Annotated in this window: 19 protein-coding genes; 1 reads left to right on the top strand and 18 read right to left on the bottom strand. The window is 60.5% G+C overall.

Annotated features, from left to right (window positions below):
- Window positions 1-8 precede the first annotated feature (8 nt).
- The 15 genes from tssA to BM194_RS17530 all read right to left on the bottom strand — a co-directional run bounded on the left by tssA (window position 9) and on the right by BM194_RS17530 (window position 18,248).
- Window positions 9-1,448: a type VI secretion system protein TssA gene (tssA, locus tag BM194_RS17600; RefSeq protein WP_092849539.1), complete on the bottom strand. Its 1,440-nt coding sequence runs from the start codon at window positions 1,446-1,448 to the stop codon at window positions 9-11.
- Between the two features lie 7 nt (window positions 1,449-1,455).
- Window positions 1,456-2,100 carry a type VI secretion system-associated protein VasI gene (vasI, locus tag BM194_RS17595; protein ID WP_218155421.1) on the bottom strand — a complete coding sequence of 215 codons (645 nt, stop codon included), beginning with the start codon at window positions 2,098-2,100 and terminating at the stop codon, window positions 1,456-1,458.
- Window positions 2,097-3,650: a sigma-54 interaction domain-containing protein gene (locus tag BM194_RS17590; RefSeq protein WP_092849537.1), complete on the bottom strand. Its 1,554-nt coding sequence runs from the start codon at window positions 3,648-3,650 to the stop codon at window positions 2,097-2,099. The genes vasI and BM194_RS17590 overlap by 4 nt, the downstream gene beginning before the upstream one ends.
- Window positions 3,651-3,656: 6 nt before the next feature.
- Window positions 3,657-6,326, bottom strand: a complete 2,670-nt coding sequence (gene tssH, locus BM194_RS17585) for a type VI secretion system ATPase TssH (protein ID WP_092849535.1) — start codon at window positions 6,324-6,326, stop codon at window positions 3,657-3,659.
- A 9-nt stretch (window positions 6,327-6,335) separates the two neighbouring features.
- Window positions 6,336-7,130, bottom strand: a complete 795-nt coding sequence (icmH, locus tag BM194_RS17580) for a type IVB secretion system protein IcmH/DotU (RefSeq protein ID WP_092849533.1) — start codon at window positions 7,128-7,130, stop codon at window positions 6,336-6,338.
- 2 nt (window positions 7,131-7,132) lie between these two features.
- Window positions 7,133-8,464 (bottom strand): type VI secretion system baseplate subunit TssK, encoded by a 1,332-nt coding sequence (gene tssK / locus BM194_RS17575; protein WP_092849532.1) that lies wholly within the window; start codon window positions 8,462-8,464, stop codon window positions 7,133-7,135.
- On the bottom strand, window positions 8,464-8,988 hold the full coding sequence (tssJ, locus tag BM194_RS17570; protein WP_092849530.1) for a type VI secretion system lipoprotein TssJ: 525 nt from the start codon (window positions 8,986-8,988) through the stop codon (window positions 8,464-8,466). Before tssJ ends, tssK begins: the two co-directional genes overlap by 1 nt.
- Complete coding sequence (gene tagH, locus BM194_RS17565; protein ID WP_092849528.1) at window positions 8,985-10,313, bottom strand: type VI secretion system-associated FHA domain protein TagH; 1,329 nt, start codon at window positions 10,311-10,313, stop codon at window positions 8,985-8,987. Before tagH ends, tssJ begins: the two co-directional genes overlap by 4 nt.
- 18 nt (window positions 10,314-10,331) lie before the next feature.
- The gene (gene tssG / locus BM194_RS17560) at window positions 10,332-11,333 is read right to left on the bottom strand and encodes a type VI secretion system baseplate subunit TssG (RefSeq protein WP_092849578.1); all 1,002 of its coding nucleotides are present in this window, start codon (window positions 11,331-11,333) and stop codon (window positions 10,332-10,334) included.
- Window positions 11,297-13,060, bottom strand: a complete 1,764-nt coding sequence (tssF, locus tag BM194_RS17555) for a type VI secretion system baseplate subunit TssF (protein WP_092849526.1) — start codon at window positions 13,058-13,060, stop codon at window positions 11,297-11,299. Before tssF ends, tssG begins: the two co-directional genes overlap by 37 nt.
- Window positions 13,061-13,115: 55 nt before the next feature.
- The gene (tssE, locus tag BM194_RS17550) at window positions 13,116-13,547 is read right to left on the bottom strand and encodes a type VI secretion system baseplate subunit TssE (RefSeq protein ID WP_092849524.1); all 432 of its coding nucleotides are present in this window, start codon (window positions 13,545-13,547) and stop codon (window positions 13,116-13,118) included.
- A gap of 15 nt (window positions 13,548-13,562) precedes the next feature.
- Window positions 13,563-15,044, bottom strand: a complete 1,482-nt coding sequence (gene tssC / locus BM194_RS17545) for a type VI secretion system contractile sheath large subunit (protein WP_092849523.1) — start codon at window positions 15,042-15,044, stop codon at window positions 13,563-13,565.
- Between the two features lie 34 nt (window positions 15,045-15,078).
- Window positions 15,079-15,585 carry a type VI secretion system contractile sheath small subunit gene (gene tssB / locus BM194_RS17540; protein ID WP_092849521.1) on the bottom strand — a complete coding sequence of 169 codons (507 nt, stop codon included), beginning with the start codon at window positions 15,583-15,585 and terminating at the stop codon, window positions 15,079-15,081.
- A gap of 469 nt (window positions 15,586-16,054) precedes the next feature.
- Window positions 16,055-16,879, bottom strand: a complete 825-nt coding sequence (locus tag BM194_RS17535) for a PRC-barrel domain-containing protein (protein WP_092849519.1) — start codon at window positions 16,877-16,879, stop codon at window positions 16,055-16,057.
- 181 nt (window positions 16,880-17,060) lie between these two features.
- On the bottom strand, window positions 17,061-18,248 hold the full coding sequence (locus BM194_RS17530; protein WP_092849517.1) for a hypothetical protein: 1,188 nt from the start codon (window positions 18,246-18,248) through the stop codon (window positions 17,061-17,063).
- A 550-nt stretch (window positions 18,249-18,798) separates the two neighbouring features.
- Here BM194_RS17530 and BM194_RS17525 point away from each other — a divergent pair.
- Window positions 18,799-20,136, top strand: coding sequence for a deoxyguanosinetriphosphate triphosphohydrolase (locus BM194_RS17525; RefSeq protein WP_092849515.1), 1,338 nt, complete (start codon window positions 18,799-18,801; stop codon window positions 20,134-20,136).
- A gap of 9 nt (window positions 20,137-20,145) precedes the next feature.
- On the opposite strand, the gene BM194_RS17520 is transcribed toward BM194_RS17525, so the two are convergent.
- From BM194_RS17520 to BM194_RS17510, 3 genes are all read right to left on the bottom strand, one after another.
- Window positions 20,146-21,453 (bottom strand): HipA domain-containing protein, encoded by a 1,308-nt coding sequence (locus tag BM194_RS17520; RefSeq protein WP_092849513.1) that lies wholly within the window; start codon window positions 21,451-21,453, stop codon window positions 20,146-20,148.
- A complete protein-coding gene (locus tag BM194_RS17515; protein ID WP_092849511.1) occupies window positions 21,453-21,761 on the bottom strand; it encodes a helix-turn-helix domain-containing protein in 309 nt (102 codons plus the stop codon). The genes BM194_RS17520 and BM194_RS17515 overlap by 1 nt, the downstream gene beginning before the upstream one ends.
- 265 nt (window positions 21,762-22,026) lie before the next feature.
- Window positions 22,027-22,833 carry an ATP-grasp domain-containing protein gene (locus BM194_RS17510; protein ID WP_092849509.1) on the bottom strand — a complete coding sequence of 269 codons (807 nt, stop codon included), beginning with the start codon at window positions 22,831-22,833 and terminating at the stop codon, window positions 22,027-22,029.
- Between the last annotated feature and the right edge of the window lie 64 nt (window positions 22,834-22,897).

Genomic DNA, 22,897 nt, shown 5'->3' with positions numbered 1-22,897 from the left:
TTGCGCTGTCAGGTCGCCAGTGCTGCCTCGAGACGAGCCAGCAGGGCCGGCTCCCAGTGCGCCAGGTCGATATCCGCCAGGGCCTGTTGCAAGGCCCGATAGTGTTGTCGTGCCAGGGCCGTAAGGCCGGCTTCTTCGAGAAGTTCCGCACTGGCCAGGCGCCAGTAGGCGTGATCACGGGGCGAGTGCGCCTCGGCCAAGCCACGGTCGAGCACGGCAAGTGCCTCCTGTAGCCCGGCATCGGCTAGCCGTTCACGAGCGCTTGCCAGGCCCGCTTGCCAGGGATCGCCCTGTCCGCCCGTCAGCGGGATGGAACGTGCCTCGGGTTCCTTCAACCAGGCCTGGCTGGTCTCGTCGACGAAAGGCGTGCCGTCGTTGAAGGTCAGTTCCGCCAGGCCCGGAAGACGCTCGAGCAGGCGTGAGGTTTCCTCGCGAATGGCCTCGGCGCAGCGTGATTCCCCAAGGGCCATTGCGGCCTTGGCGCTTAGTTGGTGCCCTTCCAGCCAATAGGGACTGACGGCCAGGCTGGCTTCGATGCGGTGCCAGAGAGGAACATCGACATCGCGGCTCAGTCGCTCCCGGTAGTCAGCGGTGCGGTCCGCAGATACGGGGGCCAGCTCGGTGCGCTGGCCGTCGCGGGTGCCTGGCAGGCTATGTATGGCCTGCCAGATGGCGTGGCGGCGCAGGCGGTAGCCGAGTGGGTCGCCGGGTGCCTGCTCGTTGAGGAAGTCGGCCATTCTGAGCAGGGCCTGGCGATTGCCGCGCTCGTTACCGCTCTCCAGGCGCACCTCGGGGGCCTTGGCCGAGGAAGCAATGGCAGGGAAGGAATCGCTGCTGGGGCTGGCTGCTGGCGGGGCCGTGGACGACGCTTCGGCGGCTGGCGACGAAAGAAAAACAACGGGCGTTTCGCTCAAGGTACGTTGAAGGCTTGCCAGGTCATCGACCGGCAGCGCCTGTCGGTCGGCTTGCTCGATGAGCTGTGTGCAGGCTGCCTGGCAGGCTTCGCGCTCTGCGTCGCCACCGCCACTGAAGTCCAGTGCGCTGCCCAGTTTTGCGCTGCGCTGGGCGATCTGCACGAACAACCGCTGACGAGCACGTACGCCGCGCGGCCCGTGAAATGGCCAGGCATCCTGCCACCAGCCAGCCAGCACGTCGTTCAGCAGTCGCAGTGACAGCATGAAGCGCACGGCGTCCCCCGTCTGCTGTAGGCAGTGCAGCAGATGCCCCAGAACCTTGAGGTCCTTGCCATGTTCGCTCAACAGGCGGATGGCACGCGCTTCGGCACCGGTCCAGTCGACCTCGCCGTGACGCAACGAGCCGACCTTCATCATTTCCTCATCGAGCCAGGCATAGTCCGGCAGTTCGTCGATGCGCTGGCCCACGCCGGTGTCACCGCCGATAGGGGCGAGGACCGGCTCGAGCTGGGATGGAGTCGTGATGTATGACATGGCTCTTCTACCAGTGACAGGCCGTACGCAGCGGGGCGATCCGCGTGCGCAGCGCTTGTAGTTCGAAGCGCAGCCCATCCAGGGAGGCAATGTCGCTACCGAGGGTCAGCGTGCCGGCATCGAGTAGGCGACGCAGGGTGTCGATGGCTGGCAGGCCGCGGCCTCCACTGACAACGTAGCCACCATCGCGAATCCGCCATTCCTGTTCGAGGCTGGCATTTCCGGTATCCAGGCGCAGCCGGGTGCGTCCTTCGGTCAGTGGCGCTTCGAGGTGAAGCTGGAAGCGGGTAATGGTGTCTTCACAACTTATGACCAGTCGCGGACGTGGGACGACAGTGCCCAGAGCGGGAGCGCTCATCAGTACGTCGCCGTTGTCCTGTACTTCGCTGCGCACGGAGAAATCGTCCTCCTGGCGGTGACGTTCCATCGCCTGGACCCGATACCATTGGGCTGGGCGGGGATCGTGGGTTTGGTTGATGGTGTCGTTGCCACGAAACAGGGCGTCATAGCAGTGCAGCCGCGCGAGTCGCGACGATGTCTCGGCACAGCCAAGGGCGGCGTCCAGCCGATCTTTTTCCTGCGCCAGAGCAGGCGGAGCCAGAAGCAGGAGTGTTGCCCCGAGAACACCGGACAATCCGAGTCGATGCATCATTTGCCGGCCAGCTCCAGTTGTTGGCACTTGTAGGCCAGCGTGCGCTTGGGCAAGCCCAGATGCTTGGCAGCCAGGGCTCGATTGCCGCCATAGCGGCTCAGGCAATCGCTGATGATGTGGGCCTCATAGTCTCGCAGGGCCTGGCGCAAATCGGAGATGTTCCGGCTGACGGGGCGTTCCCTGGCGTCATGGGGCGTCTCTTCAGGGTCCCCCGACGCCTGACGTACGGGAGCAATGTCGAGCAGGCAGGATGGCTCGATATCCCGCCCCGGCGGCGTCACTGCGCAGGCGTAATCGACGATATTGCGGAGTTCACGCACGTTGCCCGGGTAGTCACGCTCGCGCAGCAGACGCAGGGCTGCCGGAGTGAGCCCCAGTTCCTGACGTTTCTCGCGACGACAGAAATCATCGACGAACGCGGCGGCGAGCTGAGGAATGTCGTCACGCCGCTCGCGAAGCGGTGGCAGGGTCAGCGGAAACTGGCCCAGGCGGTAGTAAAGGTCGGCCCGAAAGCGCCCTTCACGGATGCGCTCGTGCAGAGGCTGGTGAGTGGCAGCGACCAGGCGCAGGTCGGCGCGGCGCTCCTCGCTATCGCCCAAGGGCCGGTATCGCCCACTTTCCAGAACGCGCAACAGCTTGGCCTGCAGTGTCAGCGGCATGTCGCCAATCTCGTCGAGGAATAGTGTGCCGCCATTCGCTTCGCCCAGCAGACCCTGGCGTGACTGGTCTGCCCCGGAAAACGCGCCTCGGACGTGGCCGAACAGTTCGGACTCCAGAAGCGTTTCGGGAATGGCCGCGCAGTTGAGCGCGATGAAAGGCCCTTTGGCCCTCGATGACAGGCGATGCAGGGCGCGAGCGACACGATCCTTGCCGCTGCCTGTCTCGCCCTGCAGCAGGACTGACAATGAGGTCTCGGCGGCACGTACGATCTGCTCGCGTAGTGCCGTCATGCAGGATGAATGGCCAAGCAGGTCATCGGCCAGCCGCTCGCTAAGCGAGCGCCGCCGCGCTCCATCGTTGAGGGTGTCCAGTGAGGCGCGCAACCGGGCCTTGTCGCGTCTCTCGTCGAGCTGGCGCGTACGTCCCACCCATAGTTGGCAGAGCAGCGTCTCGAAAGCCGCGAAACCGTTGTCGCCAAGCAGATTGTCGAGAATGCCGCCACTGCCTGCCAGGGCTAGAACACCCAGCCATTCACGGGCGCCGTCCGCCGCGCGCAGCGGACGGATCTCCAGCTGTAGGTGGCCGGGTAGCGTCGCTACCTGGGCCTGGAACGCGGGATGATCCAGGCGCGATCGGGCATCACCGAGAGTCAATCGGATCGGTGCCCCGCGATGAATGGCGTGTGCATAGGGATGGCTGAAATCGTCGCAGGCCAGCGGCGTCTCTTCATCGTCGATCCACAGTTGCCGTCCATTGGCGTCAAGTTCCAGACAGCTGACCCAGGTCAGGGCATGCGCGTTACGCAGGGCCTGGCAACCACGTTCGCCGAGCTGGCGCACATTGCGGCTACTGACCATGGCCAGGGCAAGATCCATGCCGTTCAGACTCATCGCCGTTTACTCCACTGATGCCAGGAAACGGCCGCTGTCGGAACATACGTCAAGCGATACCCGGCGTACCGTGTCGCCTCGCGCCAGCGTATCGAGCAACTGGCGCGAGAGGTCGGGCAATACCTCGCCGTCGATGATCGATTCGAGCATGCGGGCACCATTCTCGCTGCGCGTGGCCCGGGTGCAGATAGCATCGGTCAATGCCGGAGTCAGGCTGACATCGGCACTACGATGCCGTTCGCGGATACGGGTGGCGAGTGCGCCGAGCTTGGCATTGACGATGTCAGACAGCGTTTCGCGAGACAGCGGAAAGTAAGGGATCACTTCCATGCGGGCCAGCAGGGCAGGCTTGAAGAATCCGGCCAGCACGGGGTAGAGCGCAGCATCGATGCGCGGCACATCGTCGGCATGTTCGACGATAATTTCGTAGCCAAGGTTGGACGTCAGGAAAAACACTACATTGCGGCAGTCGATCAGGCGGCCTTCGCCATCGGCGAGTTCACCCTTGTCAAACGCCTGATAGAACAGATTGAGCACGTCGGGATGGGCCTTCTCGACTTCGTCGAGCAGCACAACGGAATAAGGACGCTGGCGGATCGCCTCGGTCAGTAGGCCGCCTTCGCCAAAGCCGACATAGCCTGGCGGCGAACCAATCAGGCGCGAGACGGTGTGTTTTTCCTGATATTCGGACATGTTGATGGTGGTCAGGAACTGGCGGCCCCCATACAGGCGCTCGGCGACCTGGACCACGGTCTCGGTCTTGCCGACGCCGCTCGGCCCGACCAGAAGGAACGCCCCCAGCGGGCGTCCCGGACGACGCAGGTCGGCGCGAGCCGTCAGAAGATGACGATGCAGGCGTTCGATGGCGCTGTCCTGTCCCTTGATCAGGGTTCCCAGGTGCTCGGGGAGTTCGGTGAGGCGGGTCAGTTCATCGCGGGTCATGCGCTCGACCGGGATTCCCGTCCAATCGGCGATGACCTGGGCGACCTGTGACTCCTCGACACTGGCATTGAGCAGGGCATGCTCGCGTTGCAGCGCGTCAAGCTCTGCCTCGCGTTCGAGCAGTTCGGTATGCAATGGGTGACGGGGCACGCCGTAGGCGTCGGACTCGATGGCGGCATCGAGCTCTTCAGGGTCAGCCACGTCGGGCGGTAGCGTATCGTCGCCAAGCAATTGGGTGTGCAGCACAAGAATGGCATCGACACACTCGCGCTGAGTCTGCCAGGCGGCTTCGAGTGCGGCGAGTTCCTCGCCGATCCGTGTCAGCCTGGCATCGAGTTCCGTGTCGTGACGTGTATCCGGCACTCGACCCAGCAGGGCTTCACGATCGAGCTGGTCACGCTCACGAAGAGCCGCGACATGCTCGCTGCGCAGATGGCTAAGCCGGCGCGGCGGTGTCTCCAGCGCCTGGGCCAGTCGGGTGCAGGCAGTATCCAGAACGTCGATGGCCTTGTCGGGTAGCTGACGTCCGGCAAGGTAACGGGCGGAGAGTTGGGCCGCGGCGCGCAAGCCGCTGTCGCCAATGAGTACGCCGTGGGCGCGTTCATAAGTATCGCGCAGGCCACGCAGTATGCTCAGTGCCTGCTCGGGGCTGGGCTCATTGAGCATTACCGGCTGAAAGCGCCGGGAGAGTGCCGGGTCTTTCTCGATGTGTTTCTTGTATTCGCGCCAAGTAGTGGCAGCAATGGTGCGTAGCTCGCCACGCGCCAGAGCAGGTTTGAGCAGATTGGCCGCGTCGGCGCCGCCTTCCTGGTTGCCGGCGCCGATCAGGGTATGCGCCTCGTCGATGAACAGCAGCGTCGGGCGCGGGGCATGACGTACTTCGTCGATAACCGCCTTTAGGCGTTTCTCAAACTCGCCCTTGACCGATGCGCCGGCCTGCAGGGCGCCCAGGTCCAGTGACAAGAGTTCGACGTCGACCAGGGCCGGGGGAACCTCGCCGGCCACGATGCGTGCCGCCAACCCCTCGACGACGGCGCTCTTGCCGACGCCGGCTTCGCCAAGCACGATGGGGTTATTCTTGCGCCGCCGCCCAAGAATATCGAGCATCTGATCGATTTCGGCGTCACGACACAGTACGGGGTCGAGCTCACGGCGCCTGGCCTGTTCGGTGAGCGAGGTCGCAAAGCGTGCCAGGGCGCTGTTATCAGTGGCGGAGTGTTTGTGCTGGGCGGGTTGGTATTCACTGTCCGCCTGCGGGGCTTCTGCCGAACCGGCCGTCAGGCGCGAGAAGTCGCGACGCAGGCTTTCTCGGTTGAACGTGGAGAGCAGCGAGACACTGCGTGGTCCCAGGTAGCGAGACGTATCATGCAACAGCGTGACGAAGATCGCGCCGCTGCGTAGTTGGGGTTGTTCGAGCTCGGTGGAAGAGAGTAGCCAGGCATCCTGCAGCAGCTCCACAAGCAGCGGGGAGAAACTGGGCGTGACATCATGCTGTTCACGGCTCGGTGAGGCATCCTCGGCCAGCGCCAAGCGCAGGCTGTTAGCCTCGATCTGCTGCCTGTCGAGCAGAACGCGCACGTCGCATAGCGGCTGGCCCAGCCAGGCCAGCAACAGGTGTCCGACGGTGATTTCTGCGGCCTGACGCTCGACGCAGTAACTGGCCGCCTGCTCCAGACTCTGGCGAGCGATGGTATTGAGGCGGCCAATGAGCGAGGGAAGTTCGATCCTGAGCATGGCGGTTTCCTAGAGCAACTGGTCGAGGAGGGCGATGACGGCATCGGCCTGCCGGCCGAGTGACCAGGCCAGTGCGACATACGTACCGGTCATGGCTAGCGCAAACAGGGCAAAGACGCCCCAGGTTGGCAGGCCACGACGGCGCCGATGCCCATGACGGATGACATTATCCAAGGGGGAGGTGAGCGTTTCCTGAGGGGGCTCGCCGAGTCCGGCAAGCTGATCGCCGAGGTTGCGCACCAGTTGCTCGTACTCGTCGCGTCCGTATGACATCACCCGATAACGCCCCTCGAAGCCCAGGCACAGACACAGGTAAATGAAGGCCAGCATGTCGCGATAGCGATGTGGCTCCTGCTGAAGGCGGGAAAGGATGGAAAATACCTTCTCGCCTCCCCAGGTCTCATTGTGAAAGCGGGTGAGTAACGAGTGCTCTGCCCAGGCACTATGTTGGCCCCAGGAGGTACTCATCACGGCTTCATCGATGAACGAACACAGCACATAGCGGTAGGCCAGCAGGGTGGCTCTTTCATAGCCTTGCTCGGCGAGTTCGACATCGATCGAGGTGACCTCGTCGACGACCTGGCGGTAGAGCCGCTCCACGTTATCCAGTGTCTCGAGCTGGCGCACCCTCACCACCATGCCCAGTAGCGAGTTCGCCGCATCGACGAGCGGATTCAGGCTGTGCCCACGTAGTTGGAACCAGTAGTCCTCATCGGCATCGAGCTGCTGGACATGGCTGTGGATAAGCCGGTCCAGGCCGGTTTCGTCGATGAAATCCTCGTGGCGTGTCGCAAGATCCTGCATGGTCAACTCCTGATCGCCCAGAACTGCATTTCCAGGCCGGGGAACTCACCGGCAACATGGAACGCGAAGCCACTTGCACCCTCGAGCATGCGCCAGGCCTGGCTCTGGCTATCCAGCTGGAAGTACAGGTAGCCGGCGTGATAAGGCAGTTGCCGTGGTGCGACGGGCAGCGGCGTCAGTGGAATACCCGGCAATTGCAGGCTGATCAGGTCGCGGATACGTTCGACGCTGGCAATCTTGGTTTGCTGGATGAAACGCTGGCGCAGCGTCTCCGGTGGCATGTCGGCGTGTACAGCCAGGATGAAATTGGCACTGTCGAGCAAACCCGTGTCCGACAGGGGCGCGACTCGCAGACCGTAACGACGCTCCTGAAGCTGGATGGCCATGGCGCGGGGCTCGAGCACCGTCGACAGTGATTGGCGCAGGCTCCGCATCAAGGGACGAAATGACTGATAGGGACGTTCGTGGTCATAGGCCGGAAACTCCGGCGCTAGCCGTGACTCATCGGTGAAGGTGAGTAGCTCGCTACTGAGCTCGAGCATGGCCGTAAACAGACGTTCAGGGTGTAGTCGGCCTTGCCGGGACAGGTGCTGAAAGTGCGGGTGGGCGCGGTTAAGCAACTGAAGCAACATGAAATCCGAGACATCGGCGACCCCGGACTGATGCGGGGTGGCCAGGCGATGGGCAATGTTGCGGGCGCGCTCACGCATCAGGCCGGTGATTTCACCGACAAAGCGTTGCAGCGAAGGGGCTGCCGGTACGTTGAGCAATGTCGGCAGGAATTGCTCGTCCAGAACAAGGCTGCCATCGGGGCGCCGCTCGACGATGCGTGCCACCGCGAGACAGGTATAGCCGCTGCGGTCGTCTCGCTCGAGCAGCAGCCGGGGCGTGACGCTGGCCAGGTCGAGTGAAGCCACGCTGCCTTCGCTGGAATGCAGGTCCCTCACGTCCCGGTGCGTAACACGATAGCGGGACGGCAGGCCGTCTTCCGGCCAGCTGACTTCGCTGACGGCCTCGCTGGTCAGGGGCAGGCCAAGGTAGACGATCTGATTGACTAGGCCGGCCTCGAGTTCCAGTGCCGGCGGCTCGACATCGTGCTCGGGTAACTGAAAAGCCGTCCCATCTGGCATCACGCCACTGGCTTGTGTCAGCGCGACTCGGCCGAAGCCGAGGTACTCGGCATTGAGTTCAAGCGTGAGGAAGCCGTAAAGGTGGCCACCGACACCCTGCAAGCGCATGTCGAGGAGTCCCTCGAGGCTACGTTGCTGCTGCTGGAAGTGCTGCGGTTTGATGAACAGCCCTTCGCTCCATACGACCCGGTTGCGACTGGCCATCAGTTTTCCTTCCTCAATTCCACGTCGTGATCGCGCAGATGCACGAGCAGGTGGTAGTCATGGCCACGCGCATCCACACGCACGACCTTCTTCCATTGCGCCATGTCGGGACGGGCATATAGCGCAATGATGCCGATGTAGCGGGTATCTTCATCGATCTCGAACGGCGCATAGAACTTGAATTGGCCGGGCAGCAGCGTGAAGTCGTCATGGCCCAGGTAATTGGTCCCCAGGGCTTGCTCCAGGTCGGCCTCCAGCTCGGCAAAGTCGGCCGCCATAAGTATCGAGTCATCCTTGAGTTGCAGGATCTGAAAGGCCAATGGTGTTCCGATGCCGCTGTAATTGGGGTTGACGTCAGGCTCGGCGACCATGGCCAGATCGACCTGGCTGGGGCGGTCTTCGGGATAACCGACCGGGATGGACGGGTCCCATATCACCTGGGCCGACTTGGTGACAGCCTGATAGGCCGAGGCGCAGCCGGAAAGCACAGCAGCCAGCGCAAGCGCCATAAGCAGACGGGTCATGCGCCCTCCCGCTGCTGGCGACGGATCGAGCCGTCATAGGCCTGCTCGAAGACTTCCCAGAACAGCTTCTCGAAACCACGCTGGCGGTCCGAGTTCAGCTCGCGGTAATAGTGGTGATACATGTTCCAGGCCCAGCCGCTTTCGTCTTCGGGGCAGTGATCATTGCGGCGATAGGCGTGGAAGCGCTTGAGCATCGTCTCTGGGGCGAACGCGTCGAGAATCGCCGACAGTGCCTGACCGATAGCGTCTTCGATGGCGACTTGGTGCTGGCGCTGATGCGCCAGGCATTCGCCCACGGCCGCAGGCGGGGCCAGGTGGACGGGGCTTCGTTGGTTCGAGAACAGGGTGCCGACGGTGTCGGTATAGTTCTGGTCCAGGCGAAGTGGGTTGTCCTCGATGGGCTGCAGGCGACGATCGCGTAGTGGGTAGCGGCCCTGACTCTGTTCTTGGTGCAGTTGCAGGAGGCCCTCCAGCGTGGCACGTAGGGTGCGGCCGGCTTCTTCCAGAAAGGCTTGCTGTGCCTCGCTGTCGCGCATGGGCAAGTCACAGCCCAGGCCACGCAACAGCGGTGCAGTTCCGGCATGAGTTGTCGCTGGCCGCGATGCGGTCTGCCAGCGGTCTTCCAGTTGTTCACCGACGGAGCGCTCCAGGTCGTCCAGCAGGCTTGGGTCCATGTCATTCTCCTCGTGGGGGCGTCCCGGTGATGAAGGGAACTTGATTTGCTGACCGGTAGTACTGGTGAGCGTCTCGCTCGGTGCCATGTCGATGAGCGAGGTAGCCTTCTGATTTGAAGTGAATTCGCAGTTATCGAGTGCTGTGATCGGGTCCTGCTGTACAGCCCCGGGTGTGGCCTCGCCCAATGCTGTGAGGGGATCATGATCAGGGCGTGGCGGTGTCATCCGGCCGGTGGGAGACACGTCCTCGAGCAATGGCGTCTTCAGCTGTACCAGCGCATCGAGTGCTTGCCTGGAAGGATCGGTCTGCCGGTCACCGTAATGGATACGTACCCGGTACTCGCCGATGCTGAGTTCATCGCCATCGCGCAGGGCAACCTGACGATCACGACCGATGGGTAGCGTGGCGTGGTTGATGAAAGTATGGCCGCTGCGGTCGATCAGGCAGAAGCGGCCATCGAACAGGCGAATTTCGGCGTGAGCCGGGCGTATCTGGCCATGGCTGTCCTGCAGTAGCCAATGATCGCCTTGGCCGCTGCCAAGTGTGCCTCCCTCGCTATGGAAGACATGGCTGCCGGTCGAGCGGCCCTCGAGACGCTCGCTATTGGTGACGACCATGGTGAGGGCGGAGACAGGAGTCGTTGGTGGCATGGCATTGTCCTGCAAGAATCAGCGAGTCATGGGAATAGTGACCTGGCGATGGCAGGGTGCCTCGCCGGGATTGACAAAGGTGGTCCAGCCCAACTGGCAACTGTTGGCCTCGCCAAGGCGCATGGGGTTGACCTCACTGGCCATGAGCTCGAGTTCGAGGTCATAAGCCAGCGGTTCGCGAAGAACGAAGTCGACCAGCGTGCGTAACGGGGCGTGTTCGATTCCATCGGGTAGAAAGTCCCGGAATCTCGCCAGGGTGAGCCCGCCGACGTGCAGGACGAACTTGCTGCCGAGATCGGCGACACGCTCACCGATGACGATGTCACTACCTAGCGTCATGTTGCCCAGTCCGCAGCAGCTACGCTGATCATTGGGTATCTCAACCCAGCGCATGACCCATTCGCGGAGAGTTACCGTCTCGAGGTCGAAGCAATGGGCGATGATGCTGGTGACCACCTGAGAGGAGCGCGAGCGACCTGCCAGCAGTCCGGCATAGGCGAGCATCTTGCTCCAGTTGATGGCGGTCTCGCCGCGAAGCCCACTGTCAGCCAGCCCTACCAAGGCAAATACGGCAGCGGAAAACCCGTCATTGGCTCCATCCTGATGGCGCACGTAATGACGGTATTTGCGCCAACTGCGATAGAGCAGAGTCAGCAGACGATGGTGAAAGAAATCCAGAAAGTCGCCGGCGGTGCCCTCGCGATGGGCTGCTGCATGGGCGAGGGTCTCCAGGTAATAGCCGGGCAGGGGCGACTGGGCGCCCTGCAGTCCCAGAAAGCTCACCTGGAGTTCGTAAGTTGCGGGACGCGGTGCCTCCAAAGAAACGACATCCGATCCCGGAAAACCAAGTGAGGCACTGACACGGAAACGGATACGTTCGGCATCGGCGGGACATTCGACGTCGTCACCGTAATGGCGATGGATCAGATCGACCAACTGGTAGAAATCGTAACGCCGGGCCCCGTCCAGCAGGGGCGCGAGCGTTACATCAGAGGCTGCTGGCCCGGCTGAGAGGTCCATGTGTAACGCTCGCGGTTGGATTGGTTGATGATTTCCAGCTCATGGAAGGAATTGATGCTGGCATAGAGCGAAAAGAAGCGTGCCAGCACGCTGCCGAAGAGATACAGCGCGCCCTCGTCACCGAAGGCATCGGGATCGAGAGTCATCACCGAGCGGAGGCCGCGTACGGGCAGTCCCCGATGGAGCCGATCGATGGGCTGGGTGTCGATGGCCAGAATACCCTCGAGGCGACGCTGGGCGACACGCTCTGACTGACGATCGAGCAAGGCACGAAAGTCGTAGGCTCGCAGCACGGCACATAGGGCATCACGATCAAGCAGCGACAGGTAGTTGAGTGACAGATTCGATATCAGCGTCCATAGCAGACTGCCGTCCAGGGCTGGGCGCAATGCCGGGGTTGGACGGGTGAGGTTGGTGACGTCAGCAAAGGCCGGGGTGTCTTCACGGGGCTGACAAATATCGCCAACAGCCAAACGCTCCGGAAGGTCGCGGTTGGAACACGTCAATGACAGGGAAACGGCTTCACGCGCGCCGAGGCAGGCCTGCTCGTCACCACGGACGAAGGCGATGTCATGATCGAAGCCATCGCCGCGCAGGCTATGGCGTGTACGTAACCGATAATAGAGTGCAATGCGGTCGCGACCCCGCTCGATCTGATGCTCGAAACTCTCGAAGGGGACGTAACGCCGCAGCTCGCCGCGTTGTTTACCTGTCGGCTGCTCGAGCCAACCGGTCACATGGTCGACACTGAATACTTCATGGTGCGATGGCTGGCGACTGTCCGGGCGAATCCGGTACTCGCTGCGCTCCCCGGTATAGTCGATGGGGTCTGCATCGTGCTGGAACAAGTTGATGGCCGGTGTGCAATGCAGGACTACATGCTCATCGCGTACACGAATATCACTGGGCAGTGTGCGTGAGAGCACGAAACGCAGGATAAGGCGCTGTCCTGGCCGGGCGGGCAGTTGACGACCAAGCTCCATCACGTCAAAGAAGTGGAAGGCCCTCGGAAAGCAGAGATACTCCTGCAGTATTCGGTAGCCCTGATAGGCGTTGCGGGGGTAGGGCAGCAGGCTCTGTTCGGGAGCGAAGCCGACCGGGCGAAGGCTATCCCGTGAGAGAGCACGCCGCTCCCCATCGACCTCAAGTTCGAGCCGACGAAGATGATGACTCAGCCAGAGATAAAGCGTGCGCGCAGTGTAGTCGTCGCCTCCCAGGTGCAGGCGAAGACCATCGATACCGAGGCTGTTCAGAGGCTGGTCGCTGTGCACGTTCAAGGCCAGTTCAATGACCGAGGCGTCACGCGAATGCTGCGACTCGATGCCGGCATGTTCGAGGGGATGCAGTGCCAGTCCATGGCTGGTCCGGAACCGGCACTGCGTGCCCTCGACAGGGATGCTCTGGACCGAGGTACCCCGAGGGATGTACTGGGTCTCGCTGAGTGCGTGCCATTTCGGCGTGAATTGCAGGATGGTCATGCTGGGCACCGGACGTAGATAGTTGGGCCACAGCATGGCGATGAGCGAGTGGGTGAGTTCGGGAAATTCGTCCTCGACCTTTTCGCGCAGGCGACCGGTCAGGAAAGCGAAGCCTTCAAGCAGCCGCTCGACATCAGGGTCGGTACTGCGCTCTGATAGAAACCGGCTGAGGCCAGGATTGCCGGCGGCGAACTCACGTCCCTGGAGTTTCAGGAAGTTGAGCTCCTCGCGATAGTAGCGATTCAGCATGTTGCCCTCGGTTCGGTCATGACTCGATTCACTGCTGTATCCTGGCAAAGGCGATTCAGTTCAGGCACTGATAGCGCTTGTCGTTGAGTAGAAGGTCTATGGTGGTTTCGGTCTGCTCACGGCCCAGCGCCAACGTGGCGTGAACTTGGAAGCGCAACTGCAGCGGGTCGTTGCCATTGGGTAGCGACTCGACCGAGACCCGGAGAACCCGGGGCTCGTAACGCTCGATGCAGTGACGAATCGCTCGCTGAATGTTGAGCTCCAGATCAAGTACGCCAATGGTGGCATCGTTGAAATCGAGCAGGCCCAGCTCCGGAACGCACTCACTGTGTCCCGGGTGGCTGTTGAGCAGGTCGACAAGATGGCGTTTTATCGACTCCACCGTCTCCGCCAGGGCCATGGCCTGCCCAGCGGACAGCGTTGTCACGGCGGGCTGGGCCAGGCGTTCGAAAAGGCGGTTTCCATGAATCACGTTGCTGTCACGCATTCCGAGTCAACCCGATCATTCCTTGTCGAGCCTGCCGACTAGTGACAGTTCGAAGTTGGCTCCCATGTACTTGAAATGCGGACGGACAGCCATCGAGACCTGATACCAGCCTGGATCGCCTTCGACATCGGAAACCTGGATCGAGGCAGCGCGCAGCGGGCGGCGACTGCGAACGTCCGCGGGGGGGTTCTCCTGGTCGGCAACGTACTGGCGTATCCAGGTGTTGAGCTCGCGCTCCAGATCCTGGCGCTCCTTCCAGGACCCGATCTGTTCGCGCTGTAGTACTTTGATGTAGTGCGCCAGACGGTTGATGATGAACATGTAGGGCAATTGGGTGCCGAGTTTGAAGTTGGTCTCGGCGTTACGCCCTTCCGGCGTATTGGGGAACTTCTTGGGTTTCTGCACTGAATTGGCTGAGAAGAATGCTGCGTTGTCGCTGCCTTTGCGCATGGTCAGCGAGATGAAGCCTTCTTCGGCGATCTCGAACTCGCGACGGTCCGTAATCAGCACTTCGGTAGGAATCTTGGCTTGCAGCTGGCCCAAAGATTCGTAGAGGTGAACCGGAAGATTGTCCACCGCGCCGCCGCTTTGGGGGCCAATGATGTTGGGGCACCAGCGACACTTGGCGAAACTGTCGGTCAAGCGTTCGGCGAGCAGATACGCCGTGTTGCCCCACAGGTAGTGCTCGTGGTTTTCGCTGACGTTTTCGCGATAGTTGAATGACTTGACCGGGTTCTCGACCGGATCGTAAGGCATGCGCAGCAAAAAGCGCGGTGCAGTCAGCCCCAGATAACGGGCATCCTCCGATTCTCGCAGGCTACGCCAGCGGGTATATTTCGGACCCTCGAAAATGGACTTTACATCCTTGATGTTGGGCAGTTCCTGAAAGCTGTCGATGCCGAAAAACGAGGGGGCCACCGAGGACAGGAACGGAGCATGCGCCATGGCGCCGACCGAGGCGGTGTATTGCAGCAGCTTCATATCCGGGGTCGAAGGGGAGAAATCGTAGTTGCCGATAATGGCGCCTACCGGCTCACCCCCGAATTGCCCGTAACCCGCAGCATAGACATGCTTGTACAGGCCGCTCTGGCTGATTTCCGGCGCGAACTCGAAGTCTTCCAGGAGTTCTTCCTTGGTAGCATGCAGCAGGTCGAGCTTGATGTTCTCCTTGAAGTCGGTGCGGTCGACCAGCAGCTTCAGCCCACGCCAGGAAGACTCCAGCTTTTGAAAATTCTCGTCATGCAGGATCTCGTCGACCTGCGCGCCGATCTTGCGGTCGAGTTCGACGATCATGCGATCGACCACGGATTTGTTGACCTGTGTGGAGGTGTCGTCGCCCTTCAACAGTTCGGCGATGAAGGCCGCCACGCCTTGGCGGGCAACGTCATAGCCTTCGTCCACGGGAGCCAGGCGAGTCTGGGCCATTACCTGATCGAGCAGAGAAACGTCTGCTACGCTCTCGCGGGTGCCGGGTTGCTGCTGTGCCGTGTCGGTCATGCGCTATGTCTCGTTCGATTGCGTAAAACGAAAGTCAGGAAGGGCGATCGGCTGCATCGAGCAGATCGAGTTCGGCGAGCAACTGGCTTCGCGCATTTTCGTCTCCCAACAGTTGCTGAAGACGTTCACGGAATGCCGGCACATTGCCTAGCGGGCCTTTTAGCGCGACCAGGGCTTCGCGCAATTCGACCAGCTTGCGTAGCTCAGGTACCTGGCGTGCTACGCTGTCGGGCTCGAAGTCGCTCAGCGAGCCGAGGGCCAGGTTGACGGTGAGATCGTCCGTCGTGTCATCATCACCAAGCCGATTGGGTACGCTGGCCTGCATGCCGATACCGGCTTCGCGCATGACTGCTGAGAAATTGTTCTTGTCGATGGACACGGCCTCGCGCTCTTCAATGGACGTGTCCTCGCTGTTCCCCTTGAAGTCGCCGACGACCAACAGCTTTAGCGGCAACTCAGCTTCCGCCTGCTGATCACCAGTCGCAGGGACGTACTTGATGTTGATGCGCTCTTTGGGCGCAACGGTTCCTTCTCTTGCCATCTGATACTCCTTTGCGAAGGCGAGGCATGCGGTGGTCGATAAGGAAGCGGAAGCGAGTGCGTCCGTGTCCGGGGCGCGCATAAGTACCATTGCCAGAGGGGGCAGGAAAAGTCCGTGGGGGAAAGGCTAGGCGTAAGAAAAAAGAGCGCTTTTTATGATTTGCGCTTTTTATCTAGATGATTTGCAAAAGGAAAATTTTTAGTCTACATGCAGGTTTGTGTCAGGATGACAGATGAGAGCGGTTATCACCTACATGTAAATGTCTACTATTTCTTACATTAATTGAGGCTCAATTAGCCAAGGTTAACGCAAGGTTGGCCGGCCTACCTTGCGATGGCCAGGCTTGAACGGGTAGCTCACATCATCATGATGACAGCCAGACCTTCAGCGGTGAGGTGGCCGGTGGAAAAGGCCATGGCAACCCAGTATGCGGTAGGGTAGGCATGGCCTGGGATTGAGTCCGCCCAACTTACGCGTCCCTTAAATCTCCCACGTGTTCATACTCCTCGGGAGAGACCTCGGTATAGTTCTGCTCGTCGTAGCCTGTCTCCTCCATTTCCTCTGTCGATTTGTCGGTTTGCCAGACGAGCTGGTCGTCGTTGAGTTGCAACTGGTTGAAGGGTATCAGGACCTGATCTTCAAACAGTCCCCAGAAGCCGCCCATGCTGATGACAACGCCTGCGTTGCTGCCATCATTGGCCATCACCACGTTATCAATGTCGCCTAGTTCTTCGCCGCCTGTCCCGTAGATGGTCTGGCCTTCAAGGTCGGCTACTCGCATCTTGTCCAACGGGCTTTGCTCTGGCGGTTCGGCAGGCTGAGTGGTTTCCTGGCCAGCCGTTTCTTGGGTGGGTGACTCCTGCTGATCCGCTTGGGTGCCAGATTGTGCCTGTTGCTCTTGCGCTGTTTGAGCGCTGGGTTGGGTCTGTTCTGGCTGAGCGTCCTGAGCCTCGGTATCAGGCTGGGCGGCATCGCTGCCTTTCGCGGATTCAGCCTGAATAACCTTGACCTCCGGCTCCGGCATGTTGACCTTCACCTCAGGCTCTGGCCGCTCCACGACGACTTCAGCGTCATCCTGGTCGTTGGTGACGTTGACGTTGGGCTCTGCGGAGTCATCGACGGTCACTTCAGGTTCGGCCTGTTTGACCGACACTTGCGGTTCTGAAGATTCTACCGACACCTGGGCTTGGTCCGTGTCTTCCGACTGGGCATTTGCCAATGGCGCCAGTAGCAGAGCGCTAGCTGCCCCCAGCGTCGCGATTCGTAGTTTTCTTGCCAGCTTATGATCCGTCATGATGTCTCCCTTTTTTGCTGTCCGCTAACTCCGTTAGACGCGACTGGGCGATGCCGCCCTGGCCGCTAACAGCTGGCTTCCACGAACATGGAATATGTGATTCATTAAAGCGACTTACTGGCTCCCCTTCAGAGCCTTCCGTCTCGATAACTAGGAAGGGGAGCACTTATCACGATTGACGTTATTGCTGAGCGGTCCTCAACTGGCCAAGCGTGTCGTATTGCTGCGGTGACACTTCGGTATAGTTTTGCGCCTGATAAGCGGACATTTGATCCAGCGTCTGGCTTGTTACCCAAACGAGCTGTCCGTCAGAATTAACCCGGACTTCATTAAGCGGAACGGCTACTCGCTTGTTGTTTGACTCGGCCACCAGGGCAGGCATGTTCGAATTCTTGTCTATGACGATCTGCGCCACGGAACCAAGTTCGTTGCCTTCCTGGTTCAAGACCAGCGTATCCAGGACAGCGGCGACTTCCAGATTATCCAAGGCTTGTTGCTGAGCTTTGGTAATACGAACCTTGGCACCTTCTGCGGATTCGATCTCGACGTCAGGATTGCCGCTATCAGCGACCTGAACGTCGGCCTGGGCCTGCTCTACCTGCACCTGGGCTTGCCCCTCGTCCTGCACGGCGACACGGGCTTTCCCTTCTTCATCCACCACTACGCGGGGCTTTGCCGGTTTGACTGCCACTTCCGGCTCGGAGCGCTGGACGGACACGTCGGGGCGCCCTTGGGAGACGTTGACTTGAGGCTCCTGTAGCTCGACCGAGACATCGGGCCGGCCCGTTTCGACGTCGACATTGGGGTCGCGCAGGATCACCTCGACTTCCGGTTTGGGAATATTCACCGTCACTTCTGGGCGCGGCTGCCTGATGATCACCTTTGGCCGCTTCTGGTCGACCGTGACGTTGGGATCGGCGGGTTCGACGCTCACCTTGGGCGAGACCTGCTGCACGGAGACCTGTGGCTCGGCGGGATCGACGTTTACCCTGGGCGGGTCGGTATCCACGGCCACACGAGGCTGTTGCGCCTGAACAACCACATTTCCGCCGCCGGCACGCTCTTGTTCGACCATGAATACCAGCAGACGCTGGTACTCTTCCTGATTCAAGGCCTGATCGTTGTCTTGATCGTACCGGCCCAAGATCTCCTCGCGGCCTTGCTGTATCTGAGCGGTTTCGAGTCGCGGGCTGAGCTCATTCCACTGCAACAACTGGTCGGTGTTCTGGTCCAGTTCCTGAAATTCGGCCTGGGCCCGGCTGGCCATATCCGATTGCGCTTGCGCGGCAGAAATGAGAAGAAAAGTGCTGGCTGCGCCAATCGTGGCAAGAGGCAAGCCCAGCTTACCTAATAGCTTATGATCCTTCATAACATCTCCCTTATTGGCATATCGCTGAATTCAGGTCGAGTCGTTTTTATATATCCATAGCGTGATAAGTGTTTGCCACGCCGGCCTGAATTCAACATGCGGCGGTAGCTATTGGCTAATAAGTATAAAATTAGCTTACAGGGAGGAGAGTAGTGTGCTTGTTTAATGCCGGCAAATTGTCGCCACATGATTTCATGAAAAATGATGTGTGGTTATGTTGGCTGACATGTAAGTATTTTGAATGCCGCGTGAGTCAAGGTGACTTGTATAAAAGAGACGGACACTGTTTATGAATGAACAGTGTTTTTCATGCTCTTTGTAAAGCGATGCTGATTAGCATTCTTTTAGAGGATTATATTAAAAGTTTCTGATGCGTCTGTGCCTGTCGCGCTTTCACGAGGCTCATGGCCTATCGAGTCGCAACAGTCTCATTAGATTAGTTAAAATTAATACACAGCTGCTAGCCTATCCTTCCCGGGATCGCCATGGCTTGGCGTAAACTACCCCATCATTCGCCAATGCGCTTTCGCGCCTCGACCGAGGATGCTCCATGACGCAGATGCACTGGGAGCGCTTGCTCGACCCGCATCGCCTCAACGACAAACCCCGCGGCTCGCGGGATGAAATCGGGCGCAGCCCGTTTCACAAGGACCACGACCGCATCGTGTTTGCCGGCTCGTTCCGGCGGTTGGGCCGCAAGACCCAGGTCCACCCGCTGACTGACAACGATCATATCCACACCCGGTTGACCCATTCGCTGGAGGTGGGCTGCGTGGGTCGCAGCCTGGGAATGATCGTCGGCGAAGGGCTGCGCGAGCGGATGCCGGCGTGGATTACCCCGGCCGACCTGGGGGTGATCATCCAGGCGGCGTGCCTGGGCCACGACATCGGCAACCCGCCATTCGGCCATGCCGGGGAGTACGCGATCCGCGACTGGTTCAAGCGTGCCGAGAAGGACGGCAGCGGGTTGCTGGAGGGACTGACCGATACCCAGCGCGCCGACCTGCTCACTTATGAAGGCAACGCCCAAGGCTTTCGCATCGTCACGCAGATCGAATACAACCAGTTCCGTGGCGGCATGCGCCTGACCTACGCCACGCTGGGCACGATGCTGAAATACCCGTGGACCGTCGAACACGGCGGCACGATGGGCAAGTTCGGTGCCTATCAGTCGGAAAAGCACATGCTTGCCGAAGTCACCGAGCGGCTGGGCATGTGCTCACGCGGGGAGTCGGCATGGTGCCGCCATCCCTTGGCGTACCTGGTCGAGGCCGCTGACGATATCTGTTATGCGCTGCTGGATCTGGAGGATGGCCTGGAGATGGACATCCTGCGCTACGACGAAGTGGCGGAAGTGCTGATCCAGATCGCCGGGGGCGAGCCTGTGGAATACGCCCGCATGGTACAGGACGGCGTATCCCAGCGGCGGCGCATTGCGGCGCTGCGCGGTGCGGCGATGGAGCGCGCAGTCAATGAGGCCGGTGCGGTGTTCGTCCAGCATGAGCATGAACTGCTCAACGGCGCGTTGCAGGAAGATTTGCTGGAGCTCTGCCATCCCGATCTGGGCTGGGGCGTGAAGGCCGCCAAGCAACTGGCTCGCGAGCGTATCTTTCAGAACGAGCGCAAGGCCAAGCTGGAAATCGGCGCCTACACCACGCTGGGGATCCTGCTCGAAGCCTTTATCGGCGCGGCCCACGAACTGCATTACCACGGCAGCTCGTCGTTCAAGCATCAACGTGTGCTGGCGCTGATCGGCGAGAATACGCCGCGCCCCTCCTGGAATCTCTACGACAGTTACCGGCGCATGCTCGATTTCATCGGCGGTATGACCGATCACTACGCGGTGGATCTGGCCCAGGAGATGGGCGGGCGGCTCAAGGGCGACTAGCTTGGCTGGTCAAGCCTTTGTCAGTTGGTTGGCCATTTCGTTAATAACGATATTCACAATGGCCCGCAACAGACGCGATTCGCCCGCCAAGGTGGCCTGAAGATCGGACGAGGCCTGACCAAGCGAGGTATTTTCCTGGGTCGTCTCGTCCAGCAGTAACCGTGCTTGCTGAGGTACGGAAGAGACCAAGGCGTTTATGGCGTTGCGGGCGGTAGCCGCCTTGATGCCCAAGGACTCGCCAGCAGCAATGAGAGTCAGTTTATCGATCTCGTTCAGGCGCTGCGTTCCTTGCACGGGCCAAGCCAGACTTGCCAAGTCAGGCCATCTGTCTTGGCCGTATGCACGTGTCCCGTAGACGGCGGTACACAAGAGATCATAGAAAGGCGCCAGTCTGAAGGTACTTCCATGGGGCAGGACGCTAAGATTCTTCAAGTGTGCATCTTCGTTGCCCACCAGGACATTAAATACCAACCATTGGAACAGCAATAAGCGCGCCTTGGCGGAGGGTAGGCAGTGCCGACTCAGCTCGGCCAGCCGTCCTACACTTCCTTCGGCATACTTGTAAGCCCGATCAATCCCGAACAGTTGGCAGGCGTCGATGCAGTGCATTCTCTGCCAACCGTTACCGTCATGTCGGCGATCGAAACGCTCGATCAGGTACACCGGCTCGGGCAGGTAGCGCCGATGCACCGTTGGTACGGGAAGGCCAACCCGTCCTGCCAGGGTCATGATGAACCATTCGTTGATTACCGAATGTGGCCAGGCGTCGCCAGGGTGATCGGGCTTGAGAATATGGGTGGAAGGCAGGCTACCGACAGGCTCGCGCAACGCTCCATCTGCGAAGATAACGGCTACCTTGTGTTGGGCACCCGCCAACGACATGCGCTTCGCCGACTGTTCGGCGAGGGGAATGCTAGGCATTTCTCGGATACGCTGTGACAGTTCCTGCTCGGATAAGTCGATACATGACCCAGGGGCAGGGGTAGCCCCTGGCGGGAGAAGCGTGAGAGAGCCAGCCGACTCGGCACCATAATGACTGAGCAGTCCGAATGCATCGGCTCCTCCCAAGCGCGCCGCTTGGGCCAGGAGAACACGCTGGCCCTCTTCTGGTAACAGATTGTCGAAGTACCACTGCACCGGGCGATGCGTGGAGCCATCCAAGTGAGTATCGACCTGTAATGGCAGGTTAGGGCACAACGGGTAGGCTTCGGGGTGTTTTACCCATGCCTCGCTGTAGGTAAAAGACCATATTCCATTTCTATCGATCAGTACGCCGACCTGCGTGTCGTTAATCCATACATTGAGATGCCGAGTCATCACTCAGCCTCACGCGTGGTGCGCGAACGGGGTAGGCGTTGTTCTTTGTCACGAAGCGATTTCAGGTACATTTCCGTGCGCTCGGCAAAATCATCCGGCACATCCACACTCATCGTCAGGCCTAATTCGGTCATGACCTGAAATAGTTTGCCCCACTGTACGGTGTCGCTGCCGCTTTCCACCTTGCCGAGGAAGTTTTCGCTGACTCCGATGCTTCCGGCGGCATCATCCTGACGAAGCATCATCGCCTTGCGGCTGGCACGAATGAGTTTGCCAAGGGTTTTGGGAGAGTCGATCACGTATTCCATGCGAAACCTCACGTACTTGAGGATATAGGCATCCTGGCATTTTGGAAGGCTAGAAATCCTTAAGAACGTGAGGATAACACCAAAATTTTCCGACTGGCCAAGTAATCCTCACGAACGCAAGGATTATTGATTAAAACAGACTATTCCTCTTGCGCCATACCGGCGCATGCTCGATTTCATCGGCGGTATGACCGATCACTACGCGGTGGATCTGGCCCAGGAGATGGGCGGGCGGCTCAAGGGCGACTAGGGCTGAAAGTCTTGACTAGCCGGTCAGGCCGAACGGCGGGCGGCTGCCGGGGCCCATGTCGTCCTCGCGCTGCAGGGTACGCAGTATGGCCTGGCCCAGTCGCCGGGCGCTGTCGGGAATGCCCTGGTTGCCGAACAGGCGGTTGAACTCGAAGACGAAAGGGTGGCCCCAGGCCATGGCGATGTCGAAGCCGGCATGGTTGACTCCAAGCCCCCTGGCCAGGCGCCGTGCCAGCGCGATAGCCTCGTCGGGAATGGCGTCGTAGTCCACCTGGCCGCCCTGGCTGACATTGGAGCGATAGCCGCCCAGCGGCGTGACGCGCCAGTAGGCGGTGAGTACCTCGTCACCGACCAGCACGATGCGCAGGTCGCGGTCGATGGGCAGGCGCTCCTGGACGTAGAGTACCGGCTCCGCCTCGGCGTGGCGTGCGAGCTGGGCACGATTCTCGATCAGCGATACGCCGTCGCCCATCGAGCTCTTGATGCGCTTGGCGATCATCGGATAGGCGAAACGTCTGTCGATATCGGCGATGTTTTCCGGCGTGCTGGCGCGGATCTGCGTCGGCGGAACATGTTCCGGGCATAGCGCCAGGAAAGCGCGGGTCTGCTCGACCTTGTCATGGCCCAGGTGGTAGCTGGCCAGGCTGGGGAAGATGCGTTTCTTGAGCGCATAGACCAACGTGTGGATCTGCCAGTATTCAGGAAACAGCACCCAGTCGGCGCGTTGGATATCGTCGAGATGCTCGTACATGCGCTCGGGCTTGATATAGCGGACGCTGGGCAGGCCCAGGGTGCGAAATGCATCGAATGAGACGATATTCATCGGCAGCGGGTGGCGAAAGCGCCGTCTCCTGATAGCTACGACGCGGCGGATTATAGCGAGCGCC

This window comes from Modicisalibacter xianhensis (assembly GCF_900113605.1).
Lineage (GTDB): Bacteria > Pseudomonadota > Gammaproteobacteria > Pseudomonadales > Halomonadaceae > Modicisalibacter > Modicisalibacter xianhensis.
This window is presented reverse-complemented; position numbering and strand designations above follow the sequence as displayed.

Bases quoted from the DNA above. Each gene is read 5' to 3' on its own strand.
- tssA (WP_092849539.1), bottom strand. From the start codon at position 1,448: ATGTCATACATCACGACTCCATCCCAGCTCGAGCCGGTCCTCGCCCCT.
- vasI (WP_218155421.1), bottom strand. From the start codon at position 2,100: ATGATGCATCGACTCGGATTGTCCGGTGTTCTCGGGGCAACACTCCTG.
- BM194_RS17590 (WP_092849537.1), bottom strand. From the start codon at position 3,650: ATGAGTCTGAACGGCATGGATCTTGCCCTGGCCATGGTCAGTAGCCGC.
- tssH (WP_092849535.1), bottom strand. From the start codon at position 6,326: ATGCTCAGGATCGAACTTCCCTCGCTCATTGGCCGCCTCAATACCATC.
- icmH (WP_092849533.1), bottom strand. From the start codon at position 7,130: ATGCAGGATCTTGCGACACGCCACGAGGATTTCATCGACGAAACCGGC.
- tssK (WP_092849532.1), bottom strand. From the start codon at position 8,464: ATGGCCAGTCGCAACCGGGTCGTATGGAGCGAAGGGCTGTTCATCAAA.
- tssJ (WP_092849530.1), bottom strand. From the start codon at position 8,988: ATGACCCGTCTGCTTATGGCGCTTGCGCTGGCTGCTGTGCTTTCCGGC.
- tagH (WP_092849528.1), bottom strand. From the start codon at position 10,313: ATGCCACCAACGACTCCTGTCTCCGCCCTCACCATGGTCGTCACCAAT.
- tssG (WP_092849578.1), bottom strand. From the start codon at position 11,333: ATGGACCTCTCAGCCGGGCCAGCAGCCTCTGATGTAACGCTCGCGCCC.
- tssF (WP_092849526.1), bottom strand. From the start codon at position 13,060: ATGCTGAATCGCTACTATCGCGAGGAGCTCAACTTCCTGAAACTCCAG.
- tssE (WP_092849524.1), bottom strand. From the start codon at position 13,547: ATGCGTGACAGCAACGTGATTCATGGAAACCGCCTTTTCGAACGCCTG.
- tssC (WP_092849523.1), bottom strand. From the start codon at position 15,044: ATGACCGACACGGCACAGCAGCAACCCGGCACCCGCGAGAGCGTAGCA.
- tssB (WP_092849521.1), bottom strand. From the start codon at position 15,585: ATGGCAAGAGAAGGAACCGTTGCGCCCAAAGAGCGCATCAACATCAAG.
- BM194_RS17535 (WP_092849519.1), bottom strand. From the start codon at position 16,879: ATGACGGATCATAAGCTGGCAAGAAAACTACGAATCGCGACGCTGGGG.
- BM194_RS17530 (WP_092849517.1), bottom strand. From the start codon at position 18,248: ATGAAGGATCATAAGCTATTAGGTAAGCTGGGCTTGCCTCTTGCCACG.
- BM194_RS17525 (WP_092849515.1), top strand. From the start codon at position 18,799: ATGACGCAGATGCACTGGGAGCGCTTGCTCGACCCGCATCGCCTCAAC.
- BM194_RS17520 (WP_092849513.1), bottom strand. From the start codon at position 21,453: ATGACTCGGCATCTCAATGTATGGATTAACGACACGCAGGTCGGCGTA.
- BM194_RS17515 (WP_092849511.1), bottom strand. From the start codon at position 21,761: ATGGAATACGTGATCGACTCTCCCAAAACCCTTGGCAAACTCATTCGT.
- BM194_RS17510 (WP_092849509.1), bottom strand. From the start codon at position 22,833: ATGAATATCGTCTCATTCGATGCATTTCGCACCCTGGGCCTGCCCAGC.